The sequence below is a fragment of the Citrobacter sp. Cpo126 genome (genome assembly GCF_030332445.1).
Lineage (GTDB): Bacteria > Pseudomonadota > Gammaproteobacteria > Enterobacterales > Enterobacteriaceae > Citrobacter > Citrobacter portucalensis.
The window spans coordinates 52,279-75,494 of sequence record NZ_JAOWHT010000021.1 but is presented as its reverse complement, the minus strand read 5'-3'; the positions used below and the strand labels follow the sequence as shown (position 1 = coordinate 75,494).

Here is a 23,216-nt window from a genome sequence, read left to right as displayed (position 1 = left end):
GCCTGCTTAACGCGATGGTTAACAAGCCCCCCACTACAATGGATCACGACATTATACAGAAAAGGAGCGCCAATACTGAATCTACCACTGATTTTAGACCTGACGCTGGCGCTACTCTGCGGATTTACGTTCCAGAACAATCTTCCAAAACGCGTCGATCAGCGGTTCATGCAGTCGCTTTTTCGGAGCGCAGACGCCAAGCTCGAACGGTGTTTTTTCGTCACTGCGCTCTAAAATCATCACGCGATTACGCACCGGCTCCGGGCTGTTTTCTAGCACCACTTCCGGCAGCAGAGCTACGCCGCAGCCCAGCGCCACCATTGAGACCATCGCTTCGTGACCACCCACCGTGGCGTAAATTGATGGGTTGCTGATTTTGTGACGGCGGAACCACAGCTCGATACGGCGGCGTACCGGACCCTGATCGGCCATGATAAACGGCACCGTCGACCAGTCCGGCTTATCGACCGATACCTGATTACGCACCGGGCAGGGCAGCGCCGGAGCGATCAACACAACCGTCAGATTCTCCAGCATCGAGAACGCCACCGCGCCAGGCAGCGTTTCGGGCTTACCGGCAATTGCCAGATCGGCTTCACCAGTGACCACTTTATCCATCGCATCGGCGGCGTCGCCGGTGGTGAGCTTAATTTCCACTGACGGATGCTCGGCGCGGAAACGGTCAAGGATTGGCGGCAGATGGCTGTAGGCGGCAGTTACCGAACAGAAGATATGCAGTTCGCCCGACAGCGACGGCCCTTGTTGATCTAAGGTGTGGCGTAACTGCTGGTACTGCAACAGCGTCTGTTGGGCAAACACGCGCAGCTCTTCACCTGCTTCGGTCAGCGTAACCGTACGGTTATCGCGCACAAACAGCGGCTGGCCGAGGTCTTCTTCGAGGCGCTGAATCTGCCGGGAAAGCGTGGATGGGCTGACGTGCATTGCCCGCGCGCTGCGGCCAAAGTGACGACTTTCAGCCAAATGCAGGAACATTTTCAGATCGCGTAAATCCACAGACGAGCCTCCGATTTTCTACGTTGCATAAATTGCAATGTGACGTTGTGAATATATCAATTTCCGCAATAAATTTCCTGTTGTAATGTGGATTCAATCTCGCAAATACAAATCTGCGAACCGAATAATAAGCACCACAACACAACATCACGGAGTACACCATCATGGCTAACTACTTTAATACACTGAACCTGCGCCAGCAGTTGGCACAGCTGGGTAAATGTCGCTTTATGGGTCGCGACGAATTCGCCGATGGTGCGAGCTACCTTCAGGGTAAAAAAGTGGTCATCGTCGGCTGTGGCGCCCAGGGTCTGAACCAGGGCCTGAACATGCGTGACTCCGGTCTGGATATCTCCTACGCACTGCGTAAAGAAGCCATTGCTGAGAAGCGTGCTTCCTGGCGTAAAGCGACCGAAAACGGCTTCAAAGTGGGTACCTACGAAGAGCTGATCCCGCAGGCTGATCTGGTGGTTAACCTGACTCCGGACAAGCAGCACTCCGACGTTGTGCGTTCTGTACAGCCGCTGATGAAAGACGGTGCAGCGCTGGGTTACTCCCACGGCTTCAACATCGTGGAAGTTGGCGAGCAGATCCGTAAAGACATCACTGTTGTGATGGTGGCACCGAAATGTCCGGGTACAGAAGTGCGTGAAGAGTACAAACGTGGTTTCGGCGTACCGACCCTGATCGCCGTTCACCCGGAAAACGATCCGAAAGGCGAAGGCATGGCGATCGCTAAAGCTTGGGCTGCGGCTACTGGCGGTCACCGTGCGGGTGTGCTGGAGTCCTCCTTCGTTGCGGAAGTGAAATCTGACCTGATGGGTGAGCAGACTATCCTGTGCGGTATGCTGCAGGCCGGTTCTCTGCTGTGCTTCGATAAGCTGGTGGAAGAGGGTACTGACCCGGCATATGCTGAAAAACTGATTCAGTTCGGCTGGGAAACCATCACCGAAGCGCTGAAGCAGGGCGGCATCACTCTGATGATGGACCGTCTGTCTAACCCGGCGAAACTGCGTGCTTACGCGCTGTCCGAACAGCTGAAAGAGATCATGGCGCCGCTGTTCCAGAAACACATGGACGACATCATCTCCGGTGAATTCTCTTCCGGCATGATGGCTGACTGGGCCAACGACGATAAGAAACTGCTGACCTGGCGTGAAGAGACCGGCAAAACCGCGTTCGAAACCGCTGCCCAGTTCGACGGTAAAATCGGCGAGCAGGAATACTTTGATAAAGGCGTTCTGATGATTGCGATGGTGAAAGCGGGCGTTGAGCTGGCGTTCGAAACCATGGTGGATTCCGGCATCATCGAAGAATCTGCTTACTACGAATCACTGCACGAACTGCCGCTGATCGCCAACACTATTGCCCGTAAGCGTCTGTACGAAATGAACGTGGTTATCTCTGATACCGCAGAATACGGCAACTACCTGTTCTCTTACGCTTGCGTACCGCTGCTGAAAGAGTTCATGACCACCCTGCAGACCGGCGACCTGGGCAAAGCGATTGCTGAAGGCGCGGTAGACAACGCGCAACTGCGTGACGTGAACGATGCGATTCGCGGCCATGCTATCGAGAAAGTGGGCCAGAAACTGCGTGGCTACATGACCGATATGAAGCGCATTGCGGTCGCAGGCTAATAAATCTTGTCGGGTGGCGCTTCGCTTACCCGACCTACAAAATCGTAAAATGTAGGCCGGGTAAGGCGTAGCCGCCACCCGGCTTTTTTAGTTACGGTACAGCACTTTAATGATGTGGTAGCCGAACTGAGTGTGCAGCGGGCCGGTTGGCTCCAGCACAGGGCAGGAAAAGACCACTTTGTCGAACGCCGGAACCATCTGGCCCTGACGGAATTCGCCTAAATCACCGCCGCGTTTGCCTGATGGGCAGATGGAGTGTTTCTTCGCCAGTTTGCCGAAGTCGGCGCCGTTTTTAATCTGTTCCAGAAGATCCAATGCCAGTTTCTCTTCTTTAACAAGGATATGCACTGCTGCTGCTGTTTTTGCCATGATCGTGCCTTGAGTGGGGTGGTTAAGGCTGGCTATACTACCACGCTGTTATTCTCCCCTCCCGACTTTCATGAGTGACCCTTTATGCGTTTGAACCCCGGACAACAACAAGCCGTCGAATTCGTCACCGGACCTTGCCTGGTGCTGGCGGGAGCGGGTTCCGGCAAGACGCGTGTTATCACCAACAAAATAGCCCATCTGATCCGTGAATGTGGCTATCAGGCACGACATATTGCGGCAGTGACCTTTACCAATAAGGCTGCGCGCGAGATGAAAGAGCGCGTGGCGCAAACGCTGGGTCGTAAAGAGGCGCGTGGGTTGATGATCTCCACCTTCCACACCCTGGGACTGGATATCATTAAGCGTGAATACGCGGCGCTGGGGATGAAATCTAACTTCTCGTTGTTTGACGATACTGACCAGGTGGCCTTGCTTAAGGAACTGACCGAAGGGCTAATCGAAGACGATAAGCTTATTCTCCAGCAGCTGATCTCGACGATCTCCAACTGGAAAAACGATCTGATGACTCCGGCGCAGGCGGCAGCCAGCGCAAAGGGCGAGCGCGATCGTATTTTTGCCCACTGCTATGGTCTGTATGACGCGCATATGAAGGCGTGTAACGTCCTCGATTTTGACGATCTTATCCTGCTTCCTACTCTGCTGCTACAGCGCAATGAAGAAGTGCGTGAGCGCTGGCAAAACAGAATCCGCTACCTGCTGGTGGATGAATATCAGGATACCAACACCAGCCAGTACGAGCTGGTGAAGTTGCTGGTAGGGAAACGTGCGCGCTTTACCGTCGTGGGCGATGACGATCAGTCGATCTACTCCTGGCGCGGCGCCCGTCCACAGAACCTGGTACTGTTGAGCAAAGATTTTCCGGCTTTGCAGGTGGTGAAGCTGGAGCAAAACTACCGTTCATCAGGTCGCATCCTGAAAGCGGCGAACATCCTCATTGCGAACAATCCACACGTCTTTGAAAAGCGGCTCTTTTCCGAGTTGGGTTACGGTGCTGAGCTGAAGGTGCTGAGTGCCAATAATGAAGAGCACGAAGCGGAACGCGTGACCGGGGAATTAATTGCCCATCACTTTGTGAACAAGACGCAATATAAAGACTACGCCATCCTTTATCGCGGTAATCATCAGTCGCGCGTGTTCGAAAAGTTTCTGATGCAGAACCGTATCCCGTACAAAATCTCCGGCGGAACATCGTTCTTCTCGCGTCCGGAGATTAAAGATTTGCTGGCCTACCTGCGCGTGCTGAGCAACCCGGATGACGACAGCGCATTTTTGCGCATCGTAAACACGCCAAAGCGTGAAATCGGTCCGGCCACGCTGCAAAAGTTGGGTGAATGGGCGATGACGCGTAATAAAAGCCTGTTTACCGCCAGCTTTGATATGGGTCTTAGCCAGACACTGACCGGGCGCGGGTATGACTCTCTGACCCGCTTTACGCACTGGCTGGGTGAAATTCAGCGCCTGGCGGAGCGCGAACCGGTTGCCGCTGTGCGCGATCTGATCCACGGTATTGATTACGAATCCTGGCTGTATGAAACCTCGCCGAGCCCGAAAGCGGCTGAAATGCGTATGAAAAACGTCAATACGTTGTTCAGCTGGATGACGGAGATGCTGGAAGGCAGTGAGCTGGAAGAGCCGATGACCCTGACCCAGGTCGTTACCCGCTTTACCCTGCGCGACATGATGGAGCGTGGAGAGAGTGAAGAAGAGCTGGATCAGGTGCAGTTGATGACGCTGCATGCCTCAAAAGGGCTGGAGTTCCCTTACGTGTTTATGGTGGGAATGGAAGAAGGATTTTTGCCGCACCAGAGCAGTATCGATGAAGACAATATCGACGAAGAACGTCGTCTGGCTTACGTAGGGATTACGCGTGCACAGAAAGAACTCATCTTCACGCTGTGTAAAGAGCGTCGTCAGTACGGTGAGCTGGTGCGTCCGGAACCGAGTCGTTTCCTGCTGGAGCTGCCACAGGATGACGTTATCTGGGAACAAGAGCGTAAAGTGGTGAGCGCTGAGGAGCGGATGCAAAAAGGGCAGGCCAGCATTGCTAATATTCGGGCAATGATGGCGAAAGCCAAAGCGAAGTAGGTATTTTGTAGGCCGGATACGTGTAAACGCGCGCTATCCGGCAACCAACATCTAATGAACGTCCAGCGGCCAGTGGACATAGCTTTGCCACTGACTTTCCTGATCGATTAACTCTTTACCCAGCGGATGATGTTCCAGCCAGCCTTCTGGTAGCGTGACCGTCAGGTGCTCGTTTCTTGCATCCATTTGAATTTCCGGCACAAGATCGTCACGGCGACGGCTGGCGAAGATGATCGCCAAACGTAGCAAACGGCAAAGATGCTCCGCGATGCGCGGTGGCACTGCGTTTTGCTGGTGGAGCGAAGAGAGATCGACGGGGTTGGTCTGGTTGAGTAACAGCGTTGCTAGCAGTTTCTTTTGCGCAGGGGTAAAACCCGGGAGATCGAGATTGCGCACCAGATAAGCGGCATGCTGTGGTGCCTGTTTAAAATCAACGCTCAGGCCAATTTCATGCAGCTGACAGGCACTAATCAGTAGTTCGCGGCTAATCGGTTCAAGATGCCACTTTTTTTCTACCTGATCGAGAAATTTAGTCGCTAAATTGGCAACGCGATGTGCTTGCTCTGTATCGACCATAAAGCGACGCTGGATATTGCGTAATGTGCGGCTACGAATATCCTGATCCACCGCCAGATGCAGCATGCCGTAGACCAGACCTTCACGTAATGCGCCGCCGGCCAGGGTCATGCATTGAATGTTCAGTTCGGTGAAAATAGCAATCAGAATGGCCAGCCCGCTGGGGAAAACCAGCGCACGTTCCAGCGTTAACCCTTCGATTTCCAGCTCTTCCAGACGACCGCAGTGAATGGCGCGCTGCTTAAGCTGCTGAAGTTTGGCCAGCGTAATGCGCTCATCCATACCCTGCGCCATCATGATTTCCTGCAACGCCTGGACGGTACCAGAGGCACCAACGCAAACTTTCCAGCCATGAAAACGCAGTTTGTCGGCGACCGGGCGCAGAACTTCACGTGCGGCCTTCTCTGCCTCGTCAAAGTTATCCTGTGCCAGATTACGATCGGTAAAATAACGTTCGAGCCAGGTGACGCAGCCCATCGACAGGCTGAACAGAGAGGTGGTTTGTGCGCCGGAACCGGTGACTAATTCAGTGCTGGCGCCACCAATATCCACAACCAGACGCTGATCGGCACCGCCGGTTGTGTGGGCCACACCTTGATAAATCAGTCGCGCTTCTTCTTCACCGCTAATTACCTGGACAGGGCAGCCAAGGATCTCTTGCGCTTTAGCAATAAACACATCGGAATTTACGGCGATGCGTAATGTTGCCGTGGCGACCACGCGGATTTGAGGATGCGGAATATCCTGCAGACGTTCTGCAAACAAGCGCAAGCATTGCCAGCCGCGCTCCATCGCTTCAACAGAGAGCTCGTTGTCACCGTTGAGTCCAGCGGCCAGACGCACTTTGCGTTTGATACGCGTGAGCGTCTGGATGCTTCCTGCCACCTCGCGTACAACCAGCATATGAAAACTATTCGAGCCGAGATCGATTGCTGCATACAGCGAAGTAGAATTCATACACTTCATCCTTCAACCTGTATCTGTGTTGGCTGCGTTCTCTCACCCGAATCATTTACTAAAATAAGCTCATCGGGATTCGTTTTCTTGCCGCCTTGATACAGGCTGAATGATTTTGTGTATGGCATAACTTTTCTTAACCTGAACGACGACGATTACGCGGAGCACCACCGGTACGGCGTGGGCCATTGCCTGTACGCGGGCGCGTTAAGCGCAGCGGCTTCGGCAGATCGGTCATCAGCGCATCCGGGTTATATTTGCTGACCGGAATCGAATGGCCGATATAGGTCTCGATTGCGGGTAAATTCAGCGCGTACTCTTCACAAGCCAGGCTGATAGAGTGACCGCTTGCGCCAGCACGTCCGGTACGACCGATTCGGTGAACGTAATCTTCACAGTCATCCGGCAGGTCATAGTTAAATACGTGCGTTACTGCTGGGATATGCAGGCCACGCGCAGCGACATCCGTTGCAACGAGAATGTCGAGATCGCCACGGGTGAACTCATCAAGAATACGCAGACGTTTTTTCTGTGCTACGTCACCGGTCAGCAGACCGACGCGATGACCGTCCGCAGCAAGGCTGCCCCAGATATCTTCACAACGATGCTTGGTGTTAGCAAAAACAATGGCTCGATCTGGCCACTCTTCTTCAATCAGCGTTTGCAGCAAACGCATTTTCTCTTCGTTGGAAGGGTAGAAGAGCTCTTCTTTAATGCGGTGGCCAGTTTTCTGTTCCGGTTCGACTTCAACGTACTCCGCGTTATTCATCTGTTCGAACGCCAGTTCGCGAACGCGGTATGAGAGGGTTGCAGAAAACAGCATGTTCAGACGTTGGGTGGTTGGCGGCATACGACGGAACAGCCAACGGATATCTTTAATAAAGCCCAGATCGTACATACGATCGGCTTCATCCAGCACCACGACCTGAATCGCGCCCAGATTAATGTGGTTCTGTTTTGCATAGTCGATGAGACGACCGGTCGTGCCGATAAGAATATCGACGCCGCTTTCCAGCACTTTCAGCTGTTTATCGTAACCGTCGCCGCCATACGCCAGGCCTAATTTCAGACCAGTGGTCTGTGCCAGCGGCTCGGCATCGGCGTGGATCTGCACGGCTAACTCACGCGTTGGCGCCATAATTAACGCACGCGGTTGGTTCACCTTGCGATCGGCAATCGCGGGATGAGAGAGAAGATAATGAAACGTTGACGTCAGGAACGCCATCGTTTTTCCGGTACCGGTTTGCGCCTGCCCGGCAACATCACGACCAGCCAGCGTTAGCGGCAGCGCGAGGGCCTGAATGGGCGTACAGTTATGAAAGCCTTTATTTTCAAGGGCTTCTATCACCTTTGGGTGCAGGGCGAAGTCGGAAAACTTCTGTTCTGTTAAATGTGTTTTGCTCATAGTGTGGTAGAATATCAGCTTACTATTGCTTTACGAAAGCGTATCCGGTGAAATAAAGTCAACCTTTAGTTGGTTAATGCTACATCAACACGTCGTTGATTAATGCTACACCAATGCACCAGGCTTATTCCTGTGGAGTTATTATGAGCGATAAAATTATTCACCTGACTGACGACAGTTTTGACACGGATGTACTCAAAGCGGACGGAGCAATCCTCGTTGATTTCTGGGCAGAGTGGTGCGGTCCGTGCAAAATGATCGCTCCGATTCTGGATGAAATCGCTGACGAATATCAGGGCAAACTGACGGTTGCTAAACTGAACATTGACCAAAACCCAGGCACCGCGCCGAAGTATGGTATCCGTGGCATCCCGACCCTGCTGCTGTTTAAAAACGGCGAAGTTGCGGCGACGAAAGTCGGCGCGCTGTCCAAAGGTCAGTTGAAAGAATTCCTCGACGCTAATTTAGCGTAAGGAATTCTCATGATCGGGCGACCCTACTTCGAAATGATTCGGATGACTGGACGCCCGACTTGAGTCGTGCTAAGTTAGTGTTGACTTCGTATTAAACATACCTTATTAAGTTTGAATCTAGTTATATCCAATACTTCCCGTTGTTTCTCGCGCGAGGAGTGGACAGATTCCTGGCTTGTCACTCAATCCGTCTTGTCGTTTCAGTTCTGCGTACTTTCCTGTGACCAGACAGCGAACAGACATGAGTTGATGGCCGTAAACAGGCATGGATGACCCTGCCATACCATTCACAACATTAAGTTCGAGATTTACCCCAAGTTTAAGAACTCACACCATTATGAATCTTACCGAATTAAAGAATACGCCGGTTTCTGAGCTGATCACTCTCGGCGAAAATATGGGCCTTGAAAACCTGGCTCGTATGCGCAAGCAGGACATTATTTTTGCCATCCTGAAGCAGCACGCAAAGAGTGGCGAAGATATCTTTGGTGACGGTGTGCTGGAGATATTGCAGGATGGATTTGGTTTCCTCCGCTCTGCAGACAGCTCCTACCTCGCCGGTCCTGATGACATCTACGTTTCTCCCAGCCAAATCCGCCGTTTCAACCTCCGCACTGGTGATACCATTTCTGGTAAGATTCGCCCGCCGAAAGAAGGTGAACGCTACTTTGCGCTGTTGAAAGTTAACGAAGTTAACTACGACAAACCAGAAAACGCCCGTAACAAAATCCTCTTTGAGAACTTAACGCCTCTGCACGCAAACTCTCGTCTGCGTATGGAACGTGGTAACGGTTCTACTGAAGACTTAACGGCGCGTGTACTGGATCTGGCATCGCCGATCGGTCGTGGCCAACGTGGTCTGATTGTTGCTCCGCCGAAAGCGGGTAAAACCATGCTGCTGCAGAACATCGCGCAGAGCATTGCATACAATCATCCTGACTGCGTGCTGATGGTGCTGCTGATTGACGAACGTCCGGAAGAAGTTACCGAGATGCAGCGTCTGGTGAAAGGTGAAGTGGTTGCCTCTACCTTTGACGAACCAGCCTCCCGCCACGTTCAGGTTGCGGAAATGGTTATCGAGAAGGCGAAACGTCTGGTTGAACACAAGAAAGACGTTATCATTCTGCTTGACTCCATCACCCGTCTGGCGCGTGCATATAACACCGTGGTTCCGGCTTCCGGTAAAGTACTGACCGGTGGTGTGGACGCCAACGCCCTGCATCGTCCGAAGCGTTTCTTTGGTGCTGCACGTAACGTGGAAGAGGGCGGTAGCCTGACCATCATCGCTACTGCGCTGATTGATACCGGCTCTAAAATGGATGAAGTTATCTACGAAGAGTTTAAAGGTACCGGCAACATGGAACTGCATCTCTCTCGTAAGATTGCTGAAAAACGCGTCTTCCCGGCTATCGACTACAACCGTTCCGGTACCCGTAAAGAAGAGCTGCTCACTACCCAGGAAGAGCTGCAGAAAATGTGGATCCTGCGCAAAATCATCCATCCGATGGGTGAAATCGACGCAATGGAATTCCTCATTAACAAACTGGCGATGACCAAGACCAACGACGATTTCTTCGATATGATGAAGCGTTCCTGATTCGGGCATCATCTGAAAACGCCACGTTTTTACGTGGCGTTTTGCTTTTGTGGATGTAATCTTAACGACACAATAATAATAATCCGGTATGACATACCGCCTGGCGATGAAGGGTTGTAATTCGTATTTTGTGGTTAATAATCATACAGAACCACCTGATATGGAATCGGGTTTCTCTTCTGAATAATCGCCTGGATGGTTATACTTCATATATTGATATTCTTTGAGAGTATGTATAGTGAATTTACTGACAGCAAGTACTGATCTCATCAGTATTTTTTTATTCACAACGCTGTTTCTTTTCTTTGCCCGTAAGGTTGCGAAAAAGATAGGATTGGTGGATAAACCCAACTTCCGCAAACGTCATCAGGGACTGATTCCGTTGGTTGGGGGGATTTCGGTTTACGCAGGCATTTGCTTTACGTTCCTCATCGCCGATTATTATATCCCGCATGCAACTCTCTACCTGGCTTGTGCCGGTGTACTGGTGTTTATCGGTGCGCTGGACGACCGCTTTGATATCAGTGTAAAAATCCGTGCGACCATCCAGGCTATCATCGGCATCATTATGATGGCGGTAGGTAAGCTCTATCTGTTGAGCCTTGGGTTCATTTTTGGCCCTTGGGAAATGGTGCTCGGTCCTTTTGGCTATTTCCTTACCCTTTTCGCCGTTTGGGCTGCAATTAACGCCTTTAACATGGTGGATGGGATTGATGGTCTGTTAGGCGGGCTATCCAGCGTATCATTCGCCGCAATGGGGCTTATCTTGTGGTTTGACGGCCAGACAAGCCTGGCTATCTGGTGTTTTGCCATGATCGCCGCCATTCTGCCTTACATCATGCTGAACCTGGGTATTCTCGGACGTCGCTATAAGGTCTTTATGGGTGATGCGGGGAGTACGCTGATTGGCTTTACGGTCATCTGGATCCTGCTGGAGACCACTCAAGGTAAAACGCATCCTATTAGCCCGGTCACCGCACTGTGGATTATTGCCATTCCGTTAATGGATATGGTGGCGATCATGTATCGTCGTTTACGTAAAGGTATGAGCCCTTTCTCCCCGGACCGCCAACATATTCATCATTTAATTATGCGCGCCGGGTTTACCTCCCGACAGGCTTTTGTCCTGATTACGCTGGCTGCTGCGATCCTGGCTTCTATCGGCGTGTTGGCTGAATATTCTCGGGTCGTTCCGGAATGGGTGATGCTGGTGCTCTTTTTACTGGCATTTGTCTTGTACGACTATTGTATTAAACGTGCCTGGAAGGTAGCGAGATTTATCAAACGCTGGAAGCGCAAGTTGCGTAGAAACCGTGACAGTAAACCAAACTTAACCAAATAAATTGAGGGTACGATGACACAACCATTACCGGGGGAACATGCCATGAGCGCTGAAAATGAACTGGACATCCGTGGGTTGTTTCGTACTTTGTGGACAGGGAAGGTGTGGATCGTCGGTATGGCTCTCGCCTTCGCGTTAGTCGCTCTCGCCTATACGTTTTTTGCTCGTCAGGAGTGGAGCGCGACGGCGATTTCAGACAGGCCAACGGTTAATATGTTGGGCGGCTATTACTCTCAGCAGCAGTTCTTACGTAACCTGGACATCAAGGCCAGTCTTGCATCTGCGGATCAGCCGTCAGTGATGGATGAGGCCTATAAAGAATTTATCATGCAGCTTGCCTCATGGGATACGCGCCGTGAATTCTGGCAGCAGACTGATTATTACAAGCAACGTATGGTGGGGAACAGTAAAGCCGATGCGGCGATGCTGGATGAACTGATTAATAACATTCAGTTTATGCCCGGCGATGCGGTTCGTAATACCAATGACAGCGTGAAGCTGATTGCCGAAACGGCACCTGATGCCAACAATCTGTTGCGTCAGTACGTCGCGTTTGCCAGTCAGCGTGCGGCGCGTCATCTGAACGACGAGTTAAAGGGAGCCTGGGCTGCGCGCACTGTGCAGATGAAGGCGCAGGTTAAACGCCAGGAAGAAGTGGCGAAATCGATTTTCTCTCGCCGAGTTCACAACATTGAGCAGGCTCTCAAAATTGCTGAACAGCATAATATTTCGCGTACTTCCACTGACGTTCCGGCTGAAGAGCTACCCGATTCTGAACTGTTTTTGCTTGGACGTCCTATGCTGCAGGCGCGACTCGAAAACCTGCAATCTGTTGGTCCCGATTTCGATCTGGACTACTTCCAAAACCGAGCCATGCTTAACACACTGAACGTTGGGCCAACTCTGGATCCGCGTTTTCAGACCTATCGTTATTTGCGTACGCCGGAGGAACCGGTAAAACGTGACAGCCCTCGTCGTGCCTTCCTGATGATTATGTGGGGCATCGTTGGGGCTCTGATCGGTGCTGGTGTCGCGTTAACCCGTCGCCGCACGATTTAGCAATATCGTTGCAGTGAGGGGCTGGGCCCTCACTGCCAATCCGAAGAGAATCGATGTGAAAGTACTGACTGTATTTGGCACGCGACCGGAGGCCATAAAAATGGCACCTCTGGTTCATGCGCTGGCAAAAGATCCTGATTTTGAGGCAAAAGTTTGCGTCACGGCGCAGCATCGGGAGATGCTCGATCAGGTGTTGAACCTCTTTTCCATTGTACCTGACTACGATCTCAATATTATGCAGCCAGGTCAGGGACTAACAGAAATTACCTGCCGAATACTGGAAGGATTAAAGCCAATTCTGGCTGATTTTAAACCTGACGTTGTGTTAGTTCACGGCGATACCACAACCACCATTGCTACTAGCCTGGCCGCGTTCTATCAGCGCATCCCGGTAGGGCATGTGGAGGCAGGCTTACGTACAGGCGATCTCTACTCTCCCTGGCCGGAAGAGGCGAACCGTACGCTGACCGGGCATCTGGCGATGTATCATTTTGCACCAACAGAAAACTCGCGCCAAAACCTGTTACGGGAAAACATTTCTGATAGCCGTATCTTCGTTACAGGTAATACGGTTATTGATGCGTTGATCTGGGTACGCGATCGCGTACTGGCGAGTGATGCATTACGAGCTGAACTGGCAGAGCATTACCCATTCCTGAGCTCGGATAAAAAGATGATACTGGTGACCGGTCATCGTCGGGAAAGCTTCGGTCGTGGTTTTGAACACATTTGTCATGCGCTGGCGGAAATTGCCGCGGCCAATCAGAACGTACAGATTGTCTATCCGGTGCACCTGAATCCTAACGTCAGCGAACCGGTTAATCGCATTCTGGGGCACGTTGAAAACGTCATCCTGATTGAACCGCAGGATTATATGCCGTTTGTCTGGCTGATGAATCACGCCTGGCTGATCCTTACCGACTCTGGCGGGATTCAGGAAGAAGCCCCATCTCTGGGGAAACCGGTACTGGTGATGCGCGAAACGACGGAACGTCCGGAAGCGATTACTGCAGGCACAGTACGTCTGGTAGGGACCGACCCGCAGCGTATTGTCGAAGAAGTCACGCGTTTGCTGCATGACGACAATGAATATCAGACCATGAGCCGCGCCCATAATCCGTATGGTGACGGGCAGGCATGTGGCCGCATTTTACACGCGTTAAAAAATAATCGGATATCGCTATGAGTTTTACGACCATTTCTGTCATTGGGCTGGGTTATATCGGACTGCCGACGGCGGCTGCCTTTGCTTCCCGTCAAAAGCATGTGATTGGCGTAGATGTAAATCAACACGCGGTGGATACCATTAATCGCGGTGAAATTCATATCGTTGAGCCAGATTTGGGCGCCGTGGTGAAAACGGCGGTCGAAAATGGATTTCTGCGTGCGACCACAACCCCTGTAGATGCGGATGCCTATCTGATTGCTGTGCCTACTCCGTTTAAGGGGGAGCACGAACCCGATATGGTTTATGTGGAAGCCGCGGCTAAATCTCTTGCACCGGTGCTGAAAAAAGGCGCGTTGGTGATCCTTGAATCGACGTCGCCTGTCGGGGCCACTGAACAGATGGCCACATGGCTTGCAGAAATGCGGCCTGACCTGACGTTCCCGCAGCAAGTCGGTGAACACGCGGACGTTAACATTGCTTATTGCCCAGAGCGCGTGCTGCCGGGCCAGGTGATGGTTGAACTGATTAAAAACGACCGCGTGATTGGGGGTATGACCTCCGTCTGTTCCGCGCGTGCTAGCGAACTGTACAACATTTTCCTGGAGGGCGAATGTGTCGTGACCAACGCCCGTACGGCGGAAATGTGCAAACTGACTGAGAATAGCTTCCGCGACGTCAATATCGCTTTCGCCAATGAGTTGTCGCTGATTTGCGCCGATCAGGGGATCAACGTCTGGGAACTGATTCGACTGGCAAATCGCCATCCGCGCGTGAATATTTTACAACCGGGTCCGGGGGTTGGCGGGCACTGTATCGCGGTTGATCCGTGGTTTATCGTGGCGCAGAACCCGCAGCAGGCGAAATTGATTCGCACCGCGCGTGAGGTAAACGACGGTAAACCTCATTGGGTGGTTGATCAGGTAAAAGCTGCCGTGGCCGACTGTCTGGCGGATACCAATAAACGGGCCAGCGAAGTGAACATTGCCTGTTTTGGTCTGGCATTTAAACCGAATATTGATGACTTACGTGAAAGCCCGGCGATGGGAATTGCGCAAAGCATCGCGCATTGGCACAAAGGCGAAACATTGGTAGTGGAACCGAACATCCATCAACTGCCGAAAAAACTGGACGGTCTGTGCCAACTGGCAGCGCTGGACGATGCCCTGGCTAGCGCCGATGTGCTGGTCTTGCTGGTCGACCATAATGAATTTAAAGCCATTAAAGGCGATGCGGTTCACCAGCAATATATCGTTGATACCAAAGGGGTCTGGCGCTAATGAAACGAATTCTGGTTACCGGTGGAGCGGGATTCATCGGCTCGGCGGTTGTACGGCATATCATTCAGGAGACTCAGGATGCGGCAATTGTGGTCGATAAGCTGACCTATGCCGGAAACCTGATGTCGCTGGAGCCGGTTGCACAGAATCCTCGTTTTACCTTTGAGAAAGTCGATATCTGCGATCGAGCTTCGCTCGACAGGGTGTTTCAACACTATCAGCCGGACTGCGTGATGCATCTGGCGGCAGAAAGCCACGTCGATCGCTCAATTGATGGTCCGGCCGCCTTTATCGAAACTAACATCGTGGGAACCTACACGCTGTTGGAAGCGGCGCGCGCTTACTGGAGTGATTTAACCAGCGAGAAAAAATCAGCGTTTCGTTTCCACCATATCTCGACTGACGAGGTGTATGGCGACCTGCATTCTACGGATGATTTCTTCACTGAAACCACACCGTATGCACCGAGCAGCCCTTATTCCGCGTCGAAAGCCAGCAGCGATCATCTGGTTCGCGCCTGGCTGCGTACCTACGGTCTGCCAACGCTGATAACCAACTGTTCTAACAACTATGGTCCGTACCATTTCCCGGAAAAACTGATTCCGCTGATGATCCTCAACGCATTGGCGGGGAAGCCGTTGCCGGTTTACGGCAATGGGCAACAGATCCGTGATTGGTTGTATGTAGAAGATCACGCCAGGGCGCTCTATTGTGTGGCGACAACGGGCGCGGTGGGAGAAACCTATAATATCGGTGGCCATAACGAGCGTAAAAACCTGGAAGTTGTCGAAACGGTTTGCAGCCTGTTGGAAGAGCTGGCACCGCAAAAGCCGCAGGGTATCGCGCAGTACCGCGACTTGATCGCTTTTGTGGACGATCGCCCGGGTCATGATTTGCGTTATGCCATTGACGCGTCGAAAATTGCGCGTGAACTAGGCTGGATGCCGCAAGAAACGTTTGAAAGCGGAATGCGCAAAACCGTGCAATGGTATCTGGCTAATCAGGCATGGTGGAAACCCGTGCAGGACGGCAGTTACCAGGGCGAACGTTTAGGTCTGAAGGGCTAACAGCCTGGTTTTGGCTCCCGGAGGAGACAACGCATGAAAGGTATCATTCTGGCGGGTGGCTCAGGTACTCGCCTGTATCCCATTACGCGTGGCGTATCGAAGCAGCTATTGCCTATTTACGATAAGCCGATGATTTACTACCCGTTATCAGTATTGATGCTGGCGGGAATTCGCGAAATCCTGATTATCACTACACCGGAAGATAAAGGCTATTTCCAGCGCTTACTGGGCGATGGATCTGAGTTCGGCATTGAATTGCACTATGCTGAGCAACCCAGTCCGGATGGATTAGCACAGGCGTTTATCATTGGTGAAACGTTCCTTAACGGTGAACCATCATGTCTGGTGTTAGGAGACAATATCTTCTTTGGTCAGGGATTCAGTCCAAAACTGCGTCACGTAGCCGCCAGAACGCAAGGCGCGACGGTGTTTGGTTACCAGGTGATGGATCCTGAACGTTTTGGTGTCGTGGAGTTTGACGACAATTTTCGAGCTATCTCGCTGGAAGAGAAACCGAAAGCTCCAAAATCCAACTGGGCAGTGACTGGTCTCTATTTCTATGACAGCAAGGTGGTGGAATATGCAAAACGCGTAAAACCTTCTGAGCGTGGGGAGCTGGAGATTACGTCTATCAACCAGATGTATCTTGATGACGGACATCTGACGGTAGAATTGCTCGGGCGTGGCTTTGCCTGGCTGGATACCGGTACGCACGACAGTCTTATCGAAGCGAGCACGTTTGTGCAGACGGTGGAAAAACGTCAGGGCTTTAAAATAGCCTGTCTGGAAGAAATCGCCTGGCGTAACGGTTGGCTGGATGACGAAGGCGTGAAGCGTGCTGCCAGTTCACTGGCCAAAACGGGTTATGGTCAATACCTGCTGGAGCTGCTCCGTGCTCGTCCGCGCCAGTATTGAGCCGCTTAGCTGGGAAAATACGTTCTTTGGCGTGAATAGCGCCATTGTGCGTTTTGACCAACACGCGCCGGTTCTGACTGCGGATATGTTGCAGCCCTGGTCGCGGGTACAGGCAAAAATTCCTGCCGCCAATACCCATGAATTAGACGCCCTGCAACAGTTGGGCTTCTCACTGGTTGAAGGTGAAGTGGATTTTGTGCTGCCGGTGATGTGTGCGCATGGCGACCCCGGTGCGCAGATCGCACAAACTACGGATATCCCTGCATTACGCCAACTAGCAGGGCAGGCGTTCGCGCAAAGTCGTTTTCGTACCCCGTGGTATGCCGCAGATGCCAGCACGCGTTTTTATGCGCAGTGGATTGAAAACGCGGTGCTGGGGACGTTCGATCATCAATGCCTCGTTTTTCGTACACCGGCAGGTGATATTCGTGGCTATGTCTCGCTGCGTGAACTGAATGCGACCGATGCGCGAATTGGCCTGCTGGCCGGGCGTGGGGCGGGAGCAGAACTGATGCAGGCTGCCCTTTGCTGGGCGCAGGCTCGCGGTAAAAAAACATTGCGCGTGGCGACCCAAATGGGCAATACCGCCGCGCTTAAACGTTATATACACAGTGGTGCGAATGTGGAAAGCACCGCGTATTGGTTATACAGGTGACACGATGATTCCATTTAACGCACCGCCGGTGGTGGGCACTGAACTCGATTACATGCAGTCTGCGATGAACAGCGGCAAACTGTGTGGCGACGGTGGTTTTACCCGTCGCTGCCAACAGTGGCTGGAACAGCATTTTGGCAGCGAGAAAGTATTGCTGACGCCTTCCTGCACCGCATCGCTTGAGATGGCGGCATTGCTGCTGGATATCCAGCCTGGCGATGAAGTCATTATGCCGAGCTATACGTTTGTCTCCACGGCCAATGCTTTCGTGCTGCGCGGCGCGAAAATTGTCTTTGTTGATATCCGGCCGGATACCATGAACATTGACGAAACGCTAATTGAAGCGGCGATCACCGACAAGACCCGCGCTATCGTGCCGGTGCATTACGCGGGCGTAGCCTGTGAAATGGATACCATCATGGCGCTGGCGACCAAACATAACCTGTTTGTCGTGGAAGATGCGGCCCAGGGCGTCATGTCGACTTACAAAGGTCGGGCGCTGGGGACGATTGGTCACATCGGTTGCTTTAGCTTCCATGAGACCAAAAACTATACCGCAGGCGGTGAAGGTGGTGCGACGCTGATTAATGATAAAAAATTAGTGGAACGTGCAGAGATCATCCGTGAAAAAGGAACTAACCGCAGCCAATTTTTCCGCGGTCAGGTGGATAAGTATACCTGGCGTGATATTGGCTCCAGCTATCTGATGTCCGATCTGCAGGCTGCCTATCTGTGGGCACAACTGGAAGCGGCTGACCGTATTAACCAGCAGCGTCTGGCGCTGTGGCAGAACTACTATGATGCTCTCGAACCGCTGGCGCGTGTCGGACGCATTGATCTGCCTTCTGTCCCGGAAAACTGCGTGCAGAATGCCCATATGTTTTATATCAAGCTGCGCGATATCGACGATCGCACGGCGTTGATTAACTTCTTGAAAGAAGCTGAAATTATGGCGGTGTTCCACTATATCCCGCTACATGATTGTCCGGCTGGCGATAAATTCGGCGTATTTGCCGGTGTTGATCGTTTCACCACTAAAGAGAGCGAGCGTCTGCTGCGCTTGCCGCTGTTTTACAACCTGTCGCCAGTAAACCAGCGAACGGTCATTTCGACCTTACTCAACTACTTCGCCTGATATGTCGCTTGCTAAAGCGTCCTTATGGACGGCAGCCAGTACGCTGGTAAAAATTGGTGCAGGTTTGCTGGTCGTGAAGCTGCTGGCGGTGTCGTTTGGCCCGGCAGGCGTGGGGCAGGCGGGTAACTTCCGCCAGATGGTCACCGTGCTTGGTGTCCTGGCGGGGGCCGGCATTTTCAATGGCGTCACGAAATACGTTGCGCAGCATCATGACGATCCGACCCGGCTCCGTAAGGTGGTCGGTACATCTTCCGCGATGGTGCTGGGATTCTCTACGCTGATGGCGGTGATTTTTCTGCTGGCGGCCGCGCCAATCAGTCAGGGATTGTTTGGCCATACTCATTATCAGGGGCTGGTAAGACTGGTTGCGCTGGTGCAGATGGGTATTGCCTGGGCGAACCTGCTGCTGGCGTTGATGAAGGGCTTTCGCGATGCGGCGGGTAACGCGCTGTCGCTGATTGTGGGTAGCCTGGTGGGCGTAGTGGCTTATTATGGTTGTTATCGCCTGGGAGGGTATGAAGGCGCTTTGCTGGGTCTGGCGTTAGTGCCCGCGTTGGTCGTTATCCCCGCCGCTATTATGCTGATTAAGCGTGGGGCGATTCCCCTGCATTACCTGAAACCCTCGTGGGATAACGGTCTGGCTGGACAGCTAAGCAAGTTTACCCTGATGGCGCTGATTACCTCCGTAACGCTGCCTGTGGCATACGTGATGATGCGAAACCTGCTGGCGGCGCAGTACAGTTGGGATGATGTAGGGATTTGGCAGGGAGTAAGCAGTATCTCTGATGCTTATCTGCAATTCATTACCGCCTCATTCAGCGTTTACTTGCTTCCGACGTTGTCTCGACTGACCGAAAAGCGCGACATTACGCGCGAGGTGGTTAAGTCGCTGAAGTTCGTGTTACCGGCGGTTGCCGCTGCGAGCTTTACTGTTTGGTTGCTGCGTGATTTTGCGATCTGGCTGCTTTTCTCCGCAAAATTCACCGCCATGCGCGATCTGTTTGCCTGGCAACTGGTCGGCGATGTACTGAAAGTTGGGGCGTATGTCTTTGGGTATCTGGTGATCGCGAAAGCATCGCTGCGGTTTTATATTTTGGCTGAAATTAGCCAGTTCATGTTATTGACGGTGTTTGCTCACTGGCTGATCCCTGCACACGGTGCGCTGGGAGCGGCACAGGCTTATATGGCAACGTACATCGTCTATTTTTCTCTTTGTTGTGGCGTGTTTTTACTCTGGCGTAGGCGGGCATGACTGTACTGATTCACGTTCTGGGATCGGATATCCCTCACCATAACCAAACCGTGTTGCGGTTTTTCAACGACTCGCTGGCCGCGACGAGCGAGCATGCGCGCACGTTTATGGTTGCCGGTCAGGATGCGGGACTCAGTGAGAGCTGCCCGGCGTTATCGCTAAGCTTCTACAGCGGGAAAAAGGCGCTTGCTGACGCTGTGATCGCGAAAGCAAAAGCGGATCGCCAACAGCGTTTCTTCTTCCACGGCCAGTTCAACACCAGCCTGTGGCTGGCGCTGCTGAGTGGCGGGATTAAACCGGCGCAGTTTTACTGGCATATCTGGGGCGCTGATTTATACGAAGTCTCCAGTGGGCTGAAATTCCGCCTGTTTTACCCGATTCGCCGCATGGCGCAGAATCGTGTGGGCTGCGTGTTTGCCACACGGGGCGATTTACGTTATTTCGCCGAGCAACATCCCCGTGTGCGGGGTGAGTTGCTCTATTTCCCAACGCGAATGGATCCTTCACTCAATAACATGAGCAATGATTGCCAGCGCAGCGGCAAGATGACGGTGCTGGTTGGCAACTCTGGCGATCGCAGCAATGAGCATGTTGCCGCGCTTCGCGCCGTCCATCAGCAGTTTGGCGACACGGTGAATGTGATTGTGCCGATGGGTTATCCCGCCAATAATGCGGCCTATATCGACGAGGTTCGCCAGGCTGGCCTGGCGTTATTTAGCGCTGATAATCTGCAAATTTTGAGTGAAAAGCTGGAATTTGACGCTTATCTCGCGTTATTGCGTCAATGCGATTTGGGTTACTTTATTTTTGCCCGTCAACAGGGAATCGGTACACTGTGTTTACTGATCCAGGCGGGTATCCCATGCGTGCTCAACCGTGAAAATCCCTTCTGGCAGGATATGGTGGAACAAAATCTTCCGGTGTTATTTACCACTGATGATCTCAATGAAGGCGTCGTACGTGAAGCGCAGCGCCAGTTGGCATCGGTAGATAAAAATACTATTACCTTCTTTAGCCCGAATTATCTGCAGCCGTGGCACAACGCGCTGCGCATTGCTTCAGGAGAAACCGTATGAGCCTGATGCAATTCAGCGGTCTTCTGGTGGTCTGGCTGCTCTCCACCTTGTTTATCGCCACGCTGACCTGGTTTGAGTTCCGCCGCGTGCGTTTTAACTTCAATGTTTTCTTCTCATTGTTGTTCTTGCTGACGTTCTTCTTCGGATTCCCGTTAACCAGCATCCTGGTGTTCCGCTTTGATGTGGCAGTGGCTCCGCCGGAGATCCTTCTACAGGCCTTGCTGTCAGCCGCCTGTTTCTATGCCGTCTACTACGTGACGTATAAAACGCGCTTGCGCAAACGAGTAGATGATAAGCCGCGCAGGCCGCTGTTTACCATCAATCGTGTTGAAGCCCATTTGACCTGGGTTATCCTGATGGCGATTGCGTTGGTGAGCGTGGGCATCTTCTTTATGCACAACGGATTCCTGCTGTTCAGACTGCAATCCTATAGCCAGATTTTTTCCAGTGAAGTCTCTGGCGTCGCTCTGAAGCGTTTCTTCTACTTCTTCATTCCGGCAATGCTGGTGGTTTATTTCTTGCGTCAGGACAGCAAAGCGTGGGTGTTCTTCCTCGTGAGTACCGTCGCGTTTGGTTTGCTGACCTATATGATTGTGGGTGGGACGCGCGCCAATATCATTATCGCGTTTGCCATCTTCTTGTTTATCGGCATTATTCGCGGCTGGATTTCGCTGTGGATGTTGGCCGCTGCAGGCGTGTTGGGCATTGTCGGGATGTTCTGGCTGGCGTTGAAGCGCTACGGAATGAGCGTTAGCGGCGATGAGGCGTTCTATACGTTCCTGTACCTTACGCGCGACACCTTCTCACCGTGGGAGAACCTGGCGCTATTGCTGCAGAATTACCACAATATTGAGTTCCAGGGGCTGGCGCCGATCGTCCGTGACTTCTACGTCTTTATTCCCTCCTGGCTGTGGCCTGGGCGGCCGAGTATTGTACTCAACTCAGCGAACTACTTTACCTGGGAAGTGTTGAACAACCACTCAGGACTGGCGATTTCGCCGACGTTAATTGGTTCACTGGTGGTGATGGGCGGGGCGCTGTTTATACCATTAGGCGCGATTGTTGTTGGGCTCATTATCAAGTGGTTCGACTGGCTGTATGAGCTTGGCAATCGCGAAACCAATCGCTATAAGGCGGCGATTTTGCACAGTTTCTGTTTTGGCGCCATTTTCAATATGATCGTTTTGGCACGTGAAGGGCTGGATTCGTTTGTCTCACGAGTGGTCTTTTTCCTCGTGATTTTCGGCGTTTGCCTACTGGTGGCAAAACTGCTGTTCTGGCTGTTTGATAGCGCGGGACTCATTCATAAACGAATCAAATCGCTGCCCCGGACACAGATTGAAGGATCGTAATGACAGATAACACAACTGCGCCGCTGTATTCGCTGCGCGGATTACAACTGATTGGCTGGCGCGATATGCAACATGCGCTGAATTACCTGTTTGCCGAAGGACACCTCAGGTCAGGAACGCTGGTGGCTATCAACGCTGAGAAGATGCTGACAGCAGAAGATAACCCTGAAGTGAGGGAGCTGATCAACGCCGCGGAGTTCAAGTATGCGGATGGGATTAGCGTGGTGCGTTCGGTGCGCAAAAAATTCCCACAGGCGCAGGTTTCACGCGTGGCCGGAGCTGACCTTTGGGAAGCGCTGATGGCGCGAGCTGGGCAAAACGGAACGCCAGTTTTCCTGGTTGGCGGCAAGCCTGAAGTTCTGGCACAAACAGAAGCAAAACTACGTGCGCAGTGGCGTGTGAACATTGTGGGTAGTCAGGACGGTTATTTTACCCCAGAGCAGCGTCAGGCGTTGTTTGAGCGTATTCACGCCAGCGGTGCGCAAATTGTGACGGTGGCGATGGGCTCGCCAAAACAAGAGATCTTTATGCGTGATTGCCGCAAGACTCACCCTGACGCGCTGTATATGGGCGTAGGGGGCACCTACGACGTCTTTACCGGTCACGTTAAGCGTGCGCCTAAAATCTGGCAAAATCTGGGGCTGGAGTGGCTGTATCGCTTATTGTCGCAGCCGAGCCGTATCACCCGTCAACTTCGTTTGTTGCGCTATCTCCGCTGGCACTATACCGGCAACCTCTGACGCCCTCTCTCCTCTGATAAGTAGCGTGATCTGCTAATTAC

Annotated in this window: 21 protein-coding genes; 17 read left to right on the top strand and 4 right to left on the bottom strand. The window is 52.4% G+C overall.

Features of this window, described 5'->3' with window-relative positions:
* Positions 1-111 precede the first annotated feature (111 nt).
* Complete coding sequence (gene ilvY, locus OGY17_RS02330; protein WP_003829023.1) at positions 112-1,014, bottom strand: HTH-type transcriptional activator IlvY; 903 nt, start codon at positions 1,012-1,014, stop codon at positions 112-114.
* Positions 1,015-1,178: 164 nt separating this feature from the next.
* Here ilvY and ilvC point away from each other — a divergent pair, with 164 nt between their 5' ends.
* Positions 1,179-2,654 (top strand): ketol-acid reductoisomerase, encoded by a 1,476-nt coding sequence (ilvC, locus tag OGY17_RS02325; RefSeq protein ID WP_003829020.1) that lies wholly within the window; start codon positions 1,179-1,181, stop codon positions 2,652-2,654.
* Between the two features lie 87 nt (positions 2,655-2,741).
* Here the strand turns inward: ilvC and ppiC are convergent, their stop codons facing one another.
* A complete protein-coding gene (ppiC, locus tag OGY17_RS02320) occupies positions 2,742-3,023 on the bottom strand; it encodes a peptidylprolyl isomerase PpiC (RefSeq protein WP_003017999.1) in 282 nt (93 codons plus the stop codon).
* 84 nt (positions 3,024-3,107) lie between these two features.
* Here ppiC and rep point away from each other — a divergent pair, with 84 nt between their 5' ends.
* Positions 3,108-5,129: a DNA helicase Rep gene (rep, locus tag OGY17_RS02315; RefSeq protein WP_003829018.1), complete on the top strand. Its 2,022-nt coding sequence runs from the start codon at positions 3,108-3,110 to the stop codon at positions 5,127-5,129.
* Positions 5,130-5,180: 51 nt separating this feature from the next.
* Here the strand turns inward: rep and gppA are convergent, their stop codons facing one another.
* Both gppA and rhlB read right to left on the bottom strand, forming a co-directional pair.
* A complete protein-coding gene (gene gppA, locus OGY17_RS02310; RefSeq protein ID WP_057067463.1) occupies positions 5,181-6,662 on the bottom strand; it encodes a guanosine-5'-triphosphate,3'-diphosphate diphosphatase in 1,482 nt (493 codons plus the stop codon).
* 136 nt (positions 6,663-6,798) lie between these two features.
* Positions 6,799-8,067 carry an ATP-dependent RNA helicase RhlB gene (rhlB, locus tag OGY17_RS02305; protein ID WP_003829013.1) on the bottom strand — a complete coding sequence of 423 codons (1,269 nt, stop codon included), beginning with the start codon at positions 8,065-8,067 and terminating at the stop codon, positions 6,799-6,801.
* A 143-nt stretch (positions 8,068-8,210) separates the two neighbouring features.
* Between rhlB and trxA the strand changes: the two genes are divergently transcribed.
* The 15 genes from trxA to wecG all read left to right on the top strand — a co-directional run bounded on the left by trxA (position 8,211) and on the right by wecG (position 23,175).
* Complete coding sequence (trxA, locus tag OGY17_RS02300) at positions 8,211-8,540, top strand: thioredoxin TrxA (protein WP_001280776.1); 330 nt, start codon at positions 8,211-8,213, stop codon at positions 8,538-8,540.
* 130 nt (positions 8,541-8,670) lie between these two features.
* Positions 8,671-8,790, top strand: coding sequence for a rho operon leader peptide (locus OGY17_RS02295; RefSeq protein WP_049259789.1), 120 nt, complete (start codon positions 8,671-8,673; stop codon positions 8,788-8,790).
* Positions 8,791-8,877: 87 nt separating this feature from the next.
* Positions 8,878-10,137 carry a transcription termination factor Rho gene (gene rho / locus OGY17_RS02290; protein WP_002437993.1) on the top strand — a complete coding sequence of 420 codons (1,260 nt, stop codon included), beginning with the start codon at positions 8,878-8,880 and terminating at the stop codon, positions 10,135-10,137.
* A 238-nt stretch (positions 10,138-10,375) separates the two neighbouring features.
* Positions 10,376-11,479, top strand: coding sequence for a UDP-N-acetylglucosamine--undecaprenyl-phosphate N-acetylglucosaminephosphotransferase (wecA, locus tag OGY17_RS02285; RefSeq protein ID WP_032945680.1), 1,104 nt, complete (start codon positions 10,376-10,378; stop codon positions 11,477-11,479).
* Between the two features lie 12 nt (positions 11,480-11,491).
* Complete coding sequence (wzzE, locus tag OGY17_RS02280) at positions 11,492-12,538, top strand: ECA polysaccharide chain length modulation protein (RefSeq protein WP_003829003.1); 1,047 nt, start codon at positions 11,492-11,494, stop codon at positions 12,536-12,538.
* A gap of 55 nt (positions 12,539-12,593) precedes the next feature.
* Positions 12,594-13,724 carry a non-hydrolyzing UDP-N-acetylglucosamine 2-epimerase gene (wecB, locus tag OGY17_RS02275; protein WP_032934208.1) on the top strand — a complete coding sequence of 377 codons (1,131 nt, stop codon included), beginning with the start codon at positions 12,594-12,596 and terminating at the stop codon, positions 13,722-13,724.
* A complete protein-coding gene (gene wecC / locus OGY17_RS02270; protein WP_057067465.1) occupies positions 13,721-14,983 on the top strand; it encodes a UDP-N-acetyl-D-mannosamine dehydrogenase in 1,263 nt (420 codons plus the stop codon). Before wecB ends, wecC begins: the two co-directional genes overlap by 4 nt.
* Positions 14,983-16,050 carry a dTDP-glucose 4,6-dehydratase gene (gene rffG / locus OGY17_RS02265; protein ID WP_032945684.1) on the top strand — a complete coding sequence of 356 codons (1,068 nt, stop codon included), beginning with the start codon at positions 14,983-14,985 and terminating at the stop codon, positions 16,048-16,050. The genes wecC and rffG overlap by 1 nt, the downstream gene beginning before the upstream one ends.
* A gap of 33 nt (positions 16,051-16,083) precedes the next feature.
* The gene (gene rfbA / locus OGY17_RS02260) at positions 16,084-16,965 is read left to right on the top strand and encodes a glucose-1-phosphate thymidylyltransferase RfbA (protein WP_032945685.1); all 882 of its coding nucleotides are present in this window, start codon (positions 16,084-16,086) and stop codon (positions 16,963-16,965) included.
* Positions 16,943-17,620 (top strand): dTDP-4-amino-4,6-dideoxy-D-galactose acyltransferase, encoded by a 678-nt coding sequence (gene rffC / locus OGY17_RS02255; RefSeq protein ID WP_079935200.1) that lies wholly within the window; start codon positions 16,943-16,945, stop codon positions 17,618-17,620. The genes rfbA and rffC overlap by 23 nt, the downstream gene beginning before the upstream one ends.
* Positions 17,621-17,624: 4 nt before the next feature.
* Complete coding sequence (gene rffA / locus OGY17_RS02250; RefSeq protein WP_008787075.1) at positions 17,625-18,755, top strand: dTDP-4-amino-4,6-dideoxygalactose transaminase; 1,131 nt, start codon at positions 17,625-17,627, stop codon at positions 18,753-18,755.
* 1 nt (position 18,756) lies between these two features.
* Positions 18,757-20,007 carry a lipid III flippase WzxE gene (gene wzxE, locus OGY17_RS02245; protein WP_003017971.1) on the top strand — a complete coding sequence of 417 codons (1,251 nt, stop codon included), beginning with the start codon at positions 18,757-18,759 and terminating at the stop codon, positions 20,005-20,007.
* On the top strand, positions 20,004-21,083 hold the full coding sequence (locus OGY17_RS02240; RefSeq protein ID WP_057067468.1) for a TDP-N-acetylfucosamine:lipid II N-acetylfucosaminyltransferase: 1,080 nt from the start codon (positions 20,004-20,006) through the stop codon (positions 21,081-21,083). Before wzxE ends, OGY17_RS02240 begins: the two co-directional genes overlap by 4 nt.
* Positions 21,080-22,435 (top strand): ECA oligosaccharide polymerase, encoded by a 1,356-nt coding sequence (wzyE, locus tag OGY17_RS02235; protein WP_020996101.1) that lies wholly within the window; start codon positions 21,080-21,082, stop codon positions 22,433-22,435. Before OGY17_RS02240 ends, wzyE begins: the two co-directional genes overlap by 4 nt.
* Positions 22,435-23,175 carry a lipopolysaccharide N-acetylmannosaminouronosyltransferase gene (wecG, locus tag OGY17_RS02230; RefSeq protein WP_003017964.1) on the top strand — a complete coding sequence of 247 codons (741 nt, stop codon included), beginning with the start codon at positions 22,435-22,437 and terminating at the stop codon, positions 23,173-23,175. Before wzyE ends, wecG begins: the two co-directional genes overlap by 1 nt.
* Positions 23,176-23,216 lie beyond the last annotated feature (41 nt).

Coding starts and splice junctions, on each gene's coding strand:
- wecC (WP_057067465.1), top strand. CDS start 13,721: ATGAGTTTTACGACCATTTCTGTCATTGGGCTGGGTTATATCGGACTG.
- ppiC (WP_003017999.1), bottom strand. CDS start 3,023: ATGGCAAAAACAGCAGCAGCAGTGCATATCCTTGTTAAAGAAGAGAAA.
- ilvC (WP_003829020.1), top strand. CDS start 1,179: ATGGCTAACTACTTTAATACACTGAACCTGCGCCAGCAGTTGGCACAG.
- wecG (WP_003017964.1), top strand. CDS start 22,435: ATGACAGATAACACAACTGCGCCGCTGTATTCGCTGCGCGGATTACAA.
- trxA (WP_001280776.1), top strand. CDS start 8,211: ATGAGCGATAAAATTATTCACCTGACTGACGACAGTTTTGACACGGAT.
- OGY17_RS02240 (WP_057067468.1), top strand. CDS start 20,004: ATGACTGTACTGATTCACGTTCTGGGATCGGATATCCCTCACCATAAC.
- rffG (WP_032945684.1), top strand. CDS start 14,983: ATGAAACGAATTCTGGTTACCGGTGGAGCGGGATTCATCGGCTCGGCG.
- rfbA (WP_032945685.1), top strand. CDS start 16,084: ATGAAAGGTATCATTCTGGCGGGTGGCTCAGGTACTCGCCTGTATCCC.
- gppA (WP_057067463.1), bottom strand. CDS start 6,662: ATGAATTCTACTTCGCTGTATGCAGCAATCGATCTCGGCTCGAATAGT.
- rffA (WP_008787075.1), top strand. CDS start 17,625: ATGATTCCATTTAACGCACCGCCGGTGGTGGGCACTGAACTCGATTAC.
- wzyE (WP_020996101.1), top strand. CDS start 21,080: ATGAGCCTGATGCAATTCAGCGGTCTTCTGGTGGTCTGGCTGCTCTCC.
- rho (WP_002437993.1), top strand. CDS start 8,878: ATGAATCTTACCGAATTAAAGAATACGCCGGTTTCTGAGCTGATCACT.
- rhlB (WP_003829013.1), bottom strand. CDS start 8,067: ATGAGCAAAACACATTTAACAGAACAGAAGTTTTCCGACTTCGCCCTG.
- rep (WP_003829018.1), top strand. CDS start 3,108: ATGCGTTTGAACCCCGGACAACAACAAGCCGTCGAATTCGTCACCGGA.
- wzzE (WP_003829003.1), top strand. CDS start 11,492: ATGACACAACCATTACCGGGGGAACATGCCATGAGCGCTGAAAATGAA.
- wzxE (WP_003017971.1), top strand. CDS start 18,757: ATGTCGCTTGCTAAAGCGTCCTTATGGACGGCAGCCAGTACGCTGGTA.